At 31.3% G+C, this 12,923-nt stretch carries 14 protein-coding genes; 13 read left to right on the top strand and 1 reads right to left on the bottom strand.

Features of this window, described 5'->3' with window-relative positions:
- From ACNQGX_RS08885 to ACNQGX_RS08825, 13 genes are all read left to right on the top strand, one after another.
- Nucleotides 1-609: a TerD family protein gene (locus ACNQGX_RS08885; RefSeq protein WP_417975545.1), complete on the top strand. Its 609-nt coding sequence runs from the start codon at nt 1-3 to the stop codon at nt 607-609.
- Nucleotides 610-617: 8 nt separating this feature from the next.
- A complete protein-coding gene (locus ACNQGX_RS08880; protein ID WP_417975544.1) occupies nt 618-1,706 on the top strand; it encodes a toxic anion resistance protein in 1,089 nt (362 codons plus the stop codon).
- Nucleotides 1,707-1,728: 22 nt separating this feature from the next.
- Nucleotides 1,729-2,700, top strand: a complete 972-nt coding sequence (locus ACNQGX_RS08875; RefSeq protein WP_417975543.1) for a hypothetical protein — start codon at nt 1,729-1,731, stop codon at nt 2,698-2,700.
- Nucleotides 2,701-2,708: 8 nt separating this feature from the next.
- A complete protein-coding gene (locus ACNQGX_RS08870; protein WP_417975542.1) occupies nt 2,709-3,260 on the top strand; it encodes a TerD family protein in 552 nt (183 codons plus the stop codon).
- Between the two features lie 18 nt (nt 3,261-3,278).
- On the top strand, nt 3,279-3,938 hold the full coding sequence (locus tag ACNQGX_RS08865) for a TerD family protein (protein ID WP_417975541.1): 660 nt from the start codon (nt 3,279-3,281) through the stop codon (nt 3,936-3,938).
- Nucleotides 3,938-4,351, top strand: a complete 414-nt coding sequence (locus ACNQGX_RS08860; protein ID WP_417975540.1) for a hypothetical protein — start codon at nt 3,938-3,940, stop codon at nt 4,349-4,351. The genes ACNQGX_RS08865 and ACNQGX_RS08860 overlap by 1 nt, the downstream gene beginning before the upstream one ends.
- A gap of 10 nt (nt 4,352-4,361) precedes the next feature.
- Nucleotides 4,362-5,000, top strand: coding sequence for a vWA domain-containing protein (locus tag ACNQGX_RS08855; protein ID WP_417975539.1), 639 nt, complete (start codon nt 4,362-4,364; stop codon nt 4,998-5,000).
- 156 nt (nt 5,001-5,156) lie between these two features.
- Entirely contained in the window at nt 5,157-5,792 is a 636-nt protein-coding gene (locus tag ACNQGX_RS08850; RefSeq protein ID WP_417975538.1) for a vWA domain-containing protein, read from the top strand.
- Between the two features lie 3 nt (nt 5,793-5,795).
- A complete protein-coding gene (locus tag ACNQGX_RS08845) occupies nt 5,796-6,284 on the top strand; it encodes a hypothetical protein (RefSeq protein ID WP_417975537.1) in 489 nt (162 codons plus the stop codon).
- 249 nt (nt 6,285-6,533) lie between these two features.
- Nucleotides 6,534-7,589 (top strand): TerY-C metal binding domain-containing protein, encoded by a 1,056-nt coding sequence (locus tag ACNQGX_RS08840; RefSeq protein WP_417975536.1) that lies wholly within the window; start codon nt 6,534-6,536, stop codon nt 7,587-7,589.
- 5 nt (nt 7,590-7,594) lie between these two features.
- Nucleotides 7,595-9,004 (top strand): PP2C family serine/threonine-protein phosphatase, encoded by a 1,410-nt coding sequence (locus ACNQGX_RS08835; RefSeq protein WP_417975535.1) that lies wholly within the window; start codon nt 7,595-7,597, stop codon nt 9,002-9,004.
- 3 nt (nt 9,005-9,007) lie between these two features.
- Nucleotides 9,008-10,519 (top strand): helix-hairpin-helix domain-containing protein, encoded by a 1,512-nt coding sequence (locus ACNQGX_RS08830; RefSeq protein WP_417975534.1) that lies wholly within the window; start codon nt 9,008-9,010, stop codon nt 10,517-10,519.
- Between the two features lie 38 nt (nt 10,520-10,557).
- The gene (locus tag ACNQGX_RS08825) at nt 10,558-11,556 is read left to right on the top strand and encodes a TerC/Alx family metal homeostasis membrane protein (RefSeq protein WP_417975533.1); all 999 of its coding nucleotides are present in this window, start codon (nt 10,558-10,560) and stop codon (nt 11,554-11,556) included.
- Nucleotides 11,557-12,449: 893 nt separating this feature from the next.
- On the opposite strand, the gene ACNQGX_RS08820 is transcribed toward ACNQGX_RS08825, so the two are convergent.
- Nucleotides 12,450-12,872, bottom strand: coding sequence for a hypothetical protein (locus ACNQGX_RS08820; RefSeq protein WP_417975532.1), 423 nt, complete (start codon nt 12,870-12,872; stop codon nt 12,450-12,452).
- Nucleotides 12,873-12,923 lie beyond the last annotated feature (51 nt).

Raw genomic sequence — 12,923 nt, 5'->3', positions numbered from 1 at the left:
ATGGCAATTAATTTAGAAAAAGGACAACGTATCAATCTTGAAAAAAGCAATGGTACTAAATTACAAAACATTTGTGTTGGAGTAAACTGGGGTGCAATTGAAAAAAAGGGTCTTTTTGGAACAAAAAAAGAAGCAGTTGATTTAGATGCAAGTTGCGCCGTTTATGACGACAAAAAAAATCATATAGATTCTGTGAATTTTAAAAAATTGCAATCTAGCGATCAGGCAATCAAACACAGTGGAGATGATTTAACTGGCGATTTAAACGGAGATGACGGATTAGATAATGAGGTTATTACTTTGGATTTTTCAAGATTATCGCCATCTGCAAACCATGTTGCTTTTTTCATAAACAGTTTTAGAGGTCAGGACTTTAAAGACATTCCTTTTGCATCTATCCGTATATATGAAGGAACACCAACAAAAGTTAGTCAGGAATATGCTCGTTATGACATTGCAAATGACGCTTCTTTTTCTGGAAATGTTTCTATGGTTCTTGGTGTTTTTTATAAAAGAAATGAAGAGTGGAAATTTAGCGCCGTGGGAGTACCTACAAAAGATAGAAAATTAGAAGAAACGATTGTTACTATTCAACAAAATCATTTATAAAAAGCAACATGATAGATAATCAATTAGTTACTCAGGAAAATGTTGCATTGATTGACAAAGATGGAAATGTAAATTTAGCTTCAATTACTGAAGCAGAAGTAAGTAGTTACAAATCGATCTCGAATCAATTAAATGAAAATGATGCCAATTCAATTTTAAATTACGGCGCTGAGATTCAAAATTCTATTGCAAAACAAAGTGATACTTTTTTGACCAACGTACGAACATATAATTCTGGCGAGGTAGGAACTTTAATCAATGATTTATTAACTGAATTAAATTATGTAGATGTTGATCAGCTTGATCAAGGTCCGTTTAAACGATTTCTTTCAAAAATTCCCCTAGTCAATAAATTAGTCGTTGATGTTAAAAAATTGTTCCAGCAATATGATAAAATTACTGTAAACATTGATAAAATCAGTAATAAAGTCAAAGCAGGAATGATCAATTCTGTAAAAGACAATAGTGCATTGCAAACAATGTTTGATGGTAATGTGGGGCTTATCAAAGAGATGGAAAGACACGTTATTGCAGGGCAAATTCGTTTCAAAGAACTAAGCGAAGAGCTTGCAGTAATGGAAACCAATACTGCACAATACCAAGACTATCAAATTTCTGATAAAAGAAATTTCATAAATCGTTTGGATAAACGTTTAGCCGACATGAAAATTGTTCGTTTCATTATGTTGCAATCTCTCGCACAAATACGTGTCGTTCAAAACAATAACACATCAATTGCAGAAAAAGCACAGTCGATCTTAACGACAACAATGCCTGTCTGGAAAAACCAGCTTACTCTAGCGGTTGCTTTACAAAGACAAAAACAAAATATTGAAATACAGCGAAAAGTATCTGAAACAACAAATACCATTTTGCAGAAAAATGCCGAAATGCTAAAACAAAACAGCATTGAAGTAGCCAAAGAAAATGAAAATACAATTGTATCATTAGAGACACTGAAAATGACAACAAAATCTTTGATAGATACGTTGACAGAAGTAAAACAAATCCATGATCAAGGTACAGAAACCAGAAGACAACTTGATGCTGGATTACAAAGTCTTGAAAGTGAATTAAAAAAAGGTGTTATAAGCTAATTGAATATAAGGAATCAAATAAATGCAAGAGGAAGAGGAACGGTTCGTTCAAATAATAAAAGACAGTAACAGAAAACTTGTGATTTTAGAATTGTTGTCCAATTTCTTTAATCACAAGGATCTTGTTGGTGCTTTAATAAAAACAAAAATCATCCACACTCTTTTTCAAAACAACCAAACATTAGACATTAATAAATTAGAATTGTTTCATATTCAGTTTACAAATAGTCTTATTGATTTGTTTCAAAAAATCAAAAAATCAAAAGAACAGCACTATCTTTTAATTTCTGATGAAATCTATATCAATGATGACATTATTTCTAAACTAAAATCGGAAATCGGAGAATCAAAATTTGCCAAACAAATGCAGGTTCATTCTCAAAATATGTCTAAAAAAATTGAGGAGTTGTATCAATTATTTGTAACCGAAAAGACTGTTTTTTTTAGTTGGAATGATGTAACTATTTTTTCGGATAGCATTCAATCTGAGTACTACAGGAAAATAAGCATTAATCAATATGAACAACTCACACAGTTTAATAAAGGATTGTATGAAAATTCATTTGCGAAATTTGAGAAAAAACTATTAGGAAGATTGAATATCCTAAAATTCAAGATTAAGTTCTTGTGTGGATTAGTTTGTAACAACGAGGTTGTTGAAGTCTATGAATTTCGAGATTCTAATGACAAATTTATTTTTGTTGCCAACGACAAATCTTTCTACTTTTTAAATAATGAAAGTACCAAAGGAATTGATTTTTCAAAAAACAATTCTGTAAAAGAAGAAATTGTAATGCAATTAACGGCTAAAAACGCAGATTTGAAATTAGAGCTTAGTACAATAAAAACAACACTACCAGAAACTGTTCAGGAAGTATTAAAAGATTATCTGGATAAAATTTCATCTGTAGATTTTCTGGATGAATTGCAAAATGTAGATGAGCAAACAAATATTTTAAAGACAATGTTAAATATTAATATTAATATTAATTAAAGAAGAAAATGGCAATTAATTTAGAAAAAGGGCAAAGACAAAGTATCGATGCACCCAAATTTACTGTAGGATTAGGATGGGATAGTAATTCCAGTAGTACTGGCGAAGGTTTTGACTTAGATGCATCCGTGTTTTTAGTTGGTGCAAATGGTAAACTTCCTAATGACAATCATTTTGTGTATTATAACAATCTAAAATCACCTGATCAAGCCGTAATCCACACAGGGGACAATTTAACTGGTGATGGTGATGGAGATGATGAAAAAATACAAATTGATTTATCAAAAATAGCCTCTGAAGTTAGCGAAATCTCTTTTGTAGTTACTATTCATCATGCAGACACAAGAAGACAAAATTTCGGTCAAATTAGAAACTCATTTATAAGAATTCTAGATCAATCGAATGTAGAATTGGTTAAATACGAATTAGACGAGGATTTTTCTATAGAAACAGCAGTTGAATTTGGAAGAATCTATAAAAGAAACGACGAATGGAAATTCGAAGCTGTTGGTGTTGGAATGAAAGGTGGTTTACAAGATTATTTAAATAAATATAACTAAAAAACAACATTAAAAAACATGGCAATTAACTTAACCAAAGGACAAAAAATTGATTTAAGAAAATCAAGTGGCGAAACATTAACAAACTTCTGTGTTGGTGTAAACTGGGGAGCAATAGAAACAAAAGGATTTTTTGGATTATCAAAAAACGTAAAAGAAATTGATTTGGATTTAAGTTGTATCCTCATTGACGATCAAAATAAACTTTGTGATCATTTATATTCTCCTCTATACAGAGTGGAAGTATTACAACAATTTGGCTTGCCAAAAGGTAAATTATTGAGTGTAGATGGAGCTTTAAAACATACTGGTGATGATCTTGCCGGTGACACAGGTGGTGATGACGGTCTGGACAACGAAATCATAACCGTAGATTTATCTAAAGTTGATTCAAAAGTTAATCAAATATTTTTCTTCTTGAATAATGCAGGAAACGAAGATTTTTCGCAGATTCCTTATGCAAAAATAAGAATGTATGAAGGTACGCCAACAAGAGTAGTTTCAGAATTCGCATCCTATAATGTTTCTGCAGATTCTCAATATGTAAACAAGCGTTCAATCATCATGGGTAAACTGTACAAACGAAATAATGAATGGAAATTCAGTGCAATTGGTGACCCTACAGAGGATACTTTCTTAGGACAGACTATTCACAAAATCGTACAGTCTTACCTATAATGGAGATTAAAAATATAGACGGATTAAGAGTCTCCGAGATAAGAGATCTAGTGCAACAGGGTGCAAAATCTGTAGTGTTTCCTTATACAGTTTCATTTGTATTGATGACTCTCAAAAGAAATTCAAGTATTTATTTTATCAGGCCAGACGAAAATACTTTTAAATATTCTTTTGGTTATGTTTTATTGAATTTGGTAATCGGTTGGTGGGGAATTCCTTGGGGACCAATTTATACTATTGGTGCTTTGTATAGCCATATCACAGGTGGTAAAGATTTTACCCAATTAGTTTTAAGTGAATTAATTCAGAGCGATCCACAAGCGAACACAAGTACCTATAATGTTAATGGTATTTTAAGCTCTAATCAGGAAAATAATAGTTCCGTACAACCAACGTATAATATTCCATCCTAAAAACATCAAAATGAGAAGACTTCCCGTATACTTATTGTTAGATACTTCAGGTTCAATGTCAGGAGAGCCAATCGAAGCTGTGAAGAATGGCGTTCAGATTATGATTAGTTCTTTACGCCAAAATCCACAAGCTATCGAAACGGCTTTTTTAAGCATAATTACGTTTGATAGCACTGCTCAACAAATTATTCCATTAACCGATTTGGCATCTTTTCAAATGGTCGACATTAAAGCAACGGGAGTCACTGCTCTAGGTGATGCTTTAAGGTTAGTTGCCCATAAAATAGAAACTGAAGTTAAAAAAACAACTACCGAGCAAAAAGGAGACTGGAAGCCTTTAGTTTTCATAATGACCGATGGTATTCCTACAGATGACTGGCAAAGTGGTTTGGATGAATTCAAAAAATCTAAAGTTGCTTTTACAGTAGCATGCGCAGCAGGTAGCGGTGCAGATGCTAATATTTTGAAGCAAATTACCGATAATGTAGTGAGTTTAGACACTGCCGATAGTGCAACTATTGGTAAATTCTTTCAATGGGTAACGGCCTCTATTGGCGTAAGTTCAACAAAAGTGGAAGATTCTGGAAAGGAAGTTACAAGTTTAAAAGAATTACCTCCACCTCCGTCAGAACTTAATATTGTTGTATAAGTTCTTACTCTTGAATTAAGTCTAAAAGATATCTTTAGATACTTCAAGAGTTAGACAAAATTATGCGATACAAACAAGTGTTTCTGCAACAAAATGGATGTAGAACAAAAATTGAGCAATATTATTATTAAATCATTTTTGTAAAAAAGTAATATGATGAGAAGACTACCAGTATATTTTTTATTAGATACTTCGGGTTCAATGTATGGAGAACCTATTCAAGCTTTAAATAATGCTTTGAGTGGTATGATTAATACATTGCGTTCAGACGCACAGGCTTTAGATTCACTTTGGATAAGCATCATAACTTTTGACAGAGAAGTAAAAGAAATTGTACCGTTAACAGAGTTAGTAAGCTTCCAGCTTCCAGAAATAACCTGTCCTCAAAGTGGTCCAACAAATACTGGAGCAGGACTGGATTTTGTAATTCAAAAAGTAAAACAAGACATTGTAAAAGGTTCTCCCACTCAAAAAGGAGATTGGAAACCTTTACTTTTTGTTTTTACAGATGGTAAACCGTCAGATATACAATTTTATAGACAAAAAACACCCGAAATTAAAAGCCTGAATTTTGGAGCTATTGTTGGTTGCGCAGCTGGTCACATGGCTAATGATGATATTCTCAAAGAACTAACAGACAATGTAGTTCATTTAGACTCTGCAGATAGTTCGACTCTAAAACAATTTTTCAAATGGGTTTCAGAAACTATCGAGCAAGGGAATAGAAGCCAAGGGACTGGAGAAAGTGTAACGCTGCCACCACCGCCAAGTGAAATAACTGTAGTAATATAATATATGGAAGTACTCTCAGCAATATTAACTATTGGAACTATAATTTATCATATAATTTCTAAAATTAGTGAATCCTCAGATAATAGCACAAATAATTATTCTCATTCGGATGACTCTTATCTGGATACTTATGAATTAAGTCAAGAAGAAAAATTAGAAAGCATGAATATAGATAATTTGGTTATGTGTTATCAATCAACAAAAATTAATCATTTCTCGGTTAAAAAAGTAGAGCAAACTTTTATGAATAATTATCTACAAAATGATTTAGATATAAAAGATGTTATCATACGCAAAAATTGTATTTATATAAAAGTTATGCACTCCATACCATTCAAGGATAGAAATAAATGTTATGGAGCTTCATTTTCTATTAATTATATGGAACCCAATAATTGTGTATCTATTTATGGATCCCAGAAAACAAATTCTGATGAGCAACAAGCTTTTAAAGAAATTGCAAACGAATTAATAACGACACTTTCAAAATGATTTTCATTAAATTTTTTATTCAGATTCTAATTGTAGGCTTGTTTTTATATTCAAAACTATTACCCTATAAAGACAAGTTAAATCCTCAATACAAAAAGATTTTTGACTTTTTCAATAGTATTTTCTCGCCTATTTTTAATTTTTTAAAGAATATAGTAAAACCTTTTCAAGTTGGTATTGGATTAGCTGTTGATATGACACAAATTGTACTTTTAATTATTTTTTTAATGCTATTAAATTTCTTTTAATATGAGAAGATTACCCATTTATTTCCTAATAGACATTTCAGAATCAATGGTTGGTGAACCTATTCAACAAGTTGAAGAAGGATTAGCCACTATTATTCAAGCATTAAAAACAGATCCACACGCTCTGGAAACTGTTTTTGTTTCCATCATCGTATTTGCTGGACAGCCCAAAACATTAGTTCCTTTACAAGAAATAGTTAGTTTTTACCCCCCTAAATTCCCAATAGGGAGTGGAACGTCTTTAAGCAAAGGACTGGGGCATTTAATGCACGAATTGAGAACAAATATTGTTAAGACTACTTACGAAATGAAGGGCGATTGGAAACCTATTGTATTTTTATTTACAGATGGAGTTCCAACAGATGATAGTAAAGCCGCCATTAATGAATGGAAGCTTAACTGGCAAAAATCGGCTAATTTAATTGCTATTTCTTTTGGAAATGAAACAGACACAAAATTACTGGGGGAACTGACAGAAAATGTTTTGCATTTCAAAAACACAAATGTTCAATCCTATAAAGAGTTTTTCAAATGGGTTACAGACTCAATAAAAACAAGTAGTATAAGTGTGGAGAACAATTCGACAGGTTTTGAATTAGCAAAACTAGATGGGGAAACGCTGTCTAAAATAGATTTAACAAAGCCGGAACCAAATCGTCAATTTGTTGATGATAATTATGTTGTTTTAAACGGTAAATGTCAAAATACCAAAAGGCCCTATTTGATGAAATATCGCAAAACAATTGCGGAGTCAATTTATGCCGGTATCGAATTATCTTCTAAAAATTATAAATTGGTTGGAGCATATCAAGTTGATAACTCTTATTTTGAACTAGCCGACACTACTAATTTTAGTAATAAAGTAAATACAGATGAGCTTATAGGAGGTCCAACTTGTCCTTGTTGTGGTAATCAAATAGCTTTTGCCGTGTGTGTTTGTGGCAAAATACATTGTATTGGAGACGAAAACATAAGTACCTGTCCATGGTGTAATAATCAGGGAACCTATGGTAGTAGTGGCGAAGGTGGTTTTGATGTAAATAGAACACAAGGATAATTTTCATGGAAGAAACGAGAAAATATCTTCGATCATTTTTATCACAAAATAAAATTGAAGTTCCCATAAGTAAACATTCTCTTTTTGATGATTTTATTGCGAATGAAACAAATATAGAGTCCGTAAAAATAATTAAGGAAAATCAACAAATGATTATGGCCAACTGGATGTTAAAAACTAGAATTGACGATATTATTCTACAATCGGTATTATTACCTAATGGTACTGTGAATAAAAATTATGAATCAAAAATTGACTTTATTAAATTAGGCTGGAACGATATTGTTTATTCTGAAATTAAAAATTTAGAAGATACTGGACTTACATTTAATAATGATGATGACTTACTTTACGGAAATCCAAAAGTAAGTGGAGATTTAAAAATAAAATTATTGTTTAGAGTCGAAGGAGAGCTAGAAGATTCAATATTAAATGAAAAACTGATTACGGTTATTATAAATCCTGATCCAAAATCTTTGTGGAAAAACATCGAAAGCGATAAAAATGATCCTTTTTGGAAAGAGGATAATGTTGCTGTTTTAGGAAAATTCTTAGATAAAAATATTGTCATAGCCTCAAAAAGAGGCAGAAGCCATGCCAACGTTGGTTCGTTTAGAGATGATGATTTTGCTTTCAAAAATAGTAATGAAACCGGATGGTGTGTTTTGGCGGTTTCAGACGGAGCTGGTTCAGCAAGTTTGTCAAGAGAAGGATCTAAATTAGCTTGTGATTTAATTATCGAATATTTTGAAGAAAACTTCAAAGAAGAAAACCTAAAAGAATTTGATGAAACGCTATTAAATCATCATAATAAAACAGATGAAGATTCATCAAAAAAAATAAGCCACTTTGTTTATAATAATCTATCAAAGGCGGCACACTATACACATAAAAAAATAGAGGAATTTGCCATAAAAAATGAAAAGGAACTAAGGGATTTTCATTCTACTTTGATTTTTACATTAGTAAAAAAATATGATTTTGGATATGCTATACTAACCTTTGGGGTTGGCGATTGTCCTATAGGATTATTAAATAAAGATTTAACCGAAATAAAATTAATGAATTGGTTAGATGTCGGAGAATTTGGCGGGGGAACCCGTTTTATTACAATGCCAGAGATATTTCAAAGTGATAAATTTCCGTCACGCTTTGGTTTCAAATTAGTTGATGATTTCTCTTACTTAATGCTAATGACAGATGGGATTTACGACCCTAAATTTATGGTTGAAGCTAATTTGGAGAAAATAGAAAAATGGAATGAATTTCTAGGGGATTTACAAGGAATTAATGACGATGGCTATAAAGTTGATTTTAGTGCAGAAAACACCGAAATTACAAACCAACTTTCGACTTGGATGGATTTTTGGAGCCCTGGAAATCATGATGACAGAACTCTTGCTATAATTTATTAAATTATGAGTATAATTACCGTAAAATCAGTTAATGATACCACAAAATCATATCAATTTGTTGATAATGGTGAACCTATGCGAGGTGGTGTAAAGGATGTTTATTTTAGTCCTGACAAAAAATATGTTGTTGCTATTTTTAGAGACAAATTAGACTTTAATCAGAAAGAGCGACTTCAAAAAATAACCAATTACTATTTGCCTCAAATTCAAAGTAAGGAAGCGGGAGATTATTACTTAAATGAAGTTTTTCGATGGCCAACAGATGTTATTGAGCATAATAATCTAACGGGAATAATTGTTCCTATTTACAATTCAAAATTCTTCTTTAAAAAAGGATATGCCACAAGTGATTTAATTCAAGGCAAAGAAAAAAACGGCAAATGGTTTGCAGGCCCCAAATTCAGAAACCCGCAATTCCCCCTTAGGGTTGCGAATTCAGAATTAGGAGATTGGCTAAGTTATTTTCAAATTTCTGTTAATTTGACACGAGGAGTAAAAAAGATGCATGCAATGGGATTGGCTCATTCTGATTTATCATACAATAACGTTCTGATAGATCCAATTGAGAAATCAGCATGTATGATTGATTTGGACGGATTAGTAGTACCTGGACTATTTCAGGCTGAAGTAATCGGTACAGCGGAGTTTATTGCCCCAGAAGTGCTTTCGACTAAACATCTAAACAAAACAGATCCGAACAGAAAATTACCAAACAGATTAACCGATCTACATGCCTTACCTGTACTTATCTATATGTTTTTATTGCATCGTCATCCTTTAAAAGGAGGCAAAGTTCATGATTTAGATACAGAAAAGGATGATTTATTGTCTATGGGTGAAAAAGCTATGTTTATAGAACATCCTACAGATAGTACAAATAGGCCTAAACTCAATCAGGTTTCCAAATGGGATTTACCTTGGGCAGATATTACTAAGTTGCCTTACACAGTTACCGGACCGTATCTAAAAATATTATTTGATAAAGTATTTATAGAAGGATTGCACAATCCGATGCAAAGGCCAACCGCCGAAGAATGGGAAATTGCTTTATTGAAAACAACCGATTTGATGCAGAAATGTCATAATGTTTCCTGCGAACAAAAGTGGTATGTTTTTGACAATACCAATACTCCAAAATGTCCATTTTGCGGAACAGCTCACAAAGGTACACTTCCGGTTCTAGACTTATATTATCAATTCCAAGAAACTATTTGGAAACCGGAAAATCATAGATTAATGGTTTATAATGATCAATACTTGTTTCAATGGCACGTTAATCGTAATATTGCCAGAAGTGAAAAACTAACCCCGGAACAGAAAGTTCCTGTTGGTTATTTCACTTTTCACAATAATAAATGGGTGTTGGTTAATCAAAAACTAACCTCTTTAAAAGATGTCACAGAAGATAAAGAAATACCTATCGGTGCAATGGTAGAGCTTACCGATGGAAAAAAAATCCTTCTTTCAAAAGAAGAAGGAGGAAGAGTAATAGTGATTACAATGGCAAATAAATAAAAACAATTAAAAACAAAAATTAACTTAATAAATAACAAATGAACCAACATCCCATTTTCTCAGAACATCCTGGATTAATAGCCGTTTTTGCAGTCGCAGTAGTTATAATGCTATTACTAGATTTAGGTATTTTCAATAAAAAAAGTCATGTAGTAAGTAATAAAGAAGCAATAACCTGGTCACTGGTATGGATCAGTTTAGCAATGGTTTTTAGTGGTTTAATATACTACTTCGCTGGTTCAGCAAAGTTTTATGAATTTCAATCTGCCTATTGGATTGAAAAAGCCCTTTCAGTAGATAATCTTTTTGTATTTATATTAGTATTCAAATTTTTCGATGTCGCGAATCAGAATAAACATAAAGTTTTATTTTGGGGTATTATAGGAGCATTAGTTCTAAGAGCTATTTTCATATTCTCTGGTGCTTTCTTGATTGAACTTACCTATTTAAACAAACTTTTAAGCCTTGTTGGAATGGAGGGATTTAAATATGATATTAACTTAATCATGACTGCCTTTGGGTTGTTCTTAGTTTATGCAGGTATAAAATCATGGTCTGCTGGCGATGAGGATGATGACGAAGATTACAACAATACAAGAGGTGCAAGATTAATCAGACGATTTTTTAGCGTAAGCGATAAATATGATGGTGATAAATTTTTCACGATCGAGAACGGAAAAAAATTGGCAACGCCACTTTTAGTTGTTGTAGCAGTAATTGAGTTTACCGATTTACTTTTTGCTGTAGATTCAATACCTGCAATATTTGCAATATCTAACGATCCATTTATTTTGTACACTTCAAATATTTTTGCGATTTTAGGTTTAAGAGCGTTATTTTTCTTACTTGATAACTTTATTCATTTATTTAGTAAATTACAATATGGCTTAGCTATAATACTTGCATTTATTGGAGTTAAAATGATTATATCTCCATTTTACCACATTGAATCTCTTTATTCATTAATTGTTATTGGAGGTGTTTTATTAATATCTGTTTTAGCATCAATCATGTTACCAGAGCCAAAAGAAGCATAAAAATTAACATGTTGTCATAAAAAGAGGTCGTCTAAAAAGTAATTTTTTGGAGGCCTCTTTTCTATTGAGTCAAATTATATAATCAGTTTTATTAAAATTAAAGTTTGTTTTATAAATTTAGGTAATCTAATGCTTTCTTTTTAAATTTCTGACATCTCACCCAAAACCTTAAAATCTTCTAGTAAAAGGTTCGAATTTTGTACCATAAGGTTTCACTTAACCGATCAAGTATTTTTTTATATACTTGGTCGGTTTTTTATTTCTATATTATTGAATTATAGTTATTTACCTTATTTTTGTCTCATTATCGCATTTTTAAATTTTTTTGATCTTATTATTTTAAGTCAATGAATTTTTCGTTACTTATTTGTTAATACACTGTAAATCAATTTATTATAATCTTGTTTTTTCGTTTTTATTACAATTGGTTCGACATTGTCCTTTTATGATAGGTAATAGGATTCGAACCTTTTTTAAATGGTTGATTTGTAGTGCTTTATTATGGTTTTAAACGCAACAGTACTGTGAAAAAATCAAATAAAGTTATATTTTTATAAAAAAGTAGTTTCAAAAGCAATTCAGCTCTAAAATTCGAACCATTAAAGAGTAAGGGAAAAACAGTTTTTGCTTTATTTTCATATACCTAACTGTTTTTAGTGTCGTCATGTATTGAATGAGATTTAAATTCCAAATAAAATCATCTTCTTAACAAAATAGACAATTTTAGATGCAATTTTCGGTGAGATAGTTGAATCATTTGATTGATAATGACTAATGATTTTTAAATATTTTTCTTTAGCCTCTGAAACTCTAATATCAATATTTTCTAAATCCTGATATTTAAGATTCGTCTTAATGTTAAAAATGATTTTCAAAGGAGTATAAAGCATATCTTAAAAATCACCATCTCTATTTAAAATAATTTTAGAAGGGAATAGAAGATTAATTAGTTCCCTTTTGACCAGAGTATCTGATTTGTTATAAAAATCAGAAAAGTTTTCCAATATCATTGGAGTTTGACTACTGTTATTCTTAGAAGAGAATGAACTTACAGCAAGAAGCTGGAGTTCTTTTATGCAATCATTTAGTTTGTTTTTACAATTGGTTTCAATAGTAAGATAGTCATCATAATCAATATCTGTTCTGGTGAATAGATCACGTGCATTCACTATTTTGTCTACTAATTTCCCTGCATTTAATCTGATACGTGTCTGCTCAGAATTATTATCATTATGAAAACCGTAATAAAGATCTTTTAAAATTTCTCTGGACAATTCAAGATAAGGTTCTACTGGAATTAATTTTTCAAGAAACATTAGAAAACTATGATTTATCAAATCTGCTCTTACTCGGAATTTACACCTTAA

Source organism: Flavobacterium glycogeni, from assembly GCF_048286775.1.
Lineage (GTDB): Bacteria > Bacteroidota > Bacteroidia > Flavobacteriales > Flavobacteriaceae > Flavobacterium.
This window is presented reverse-complemented; position numbering and strand designations above follow the sequence as displayed.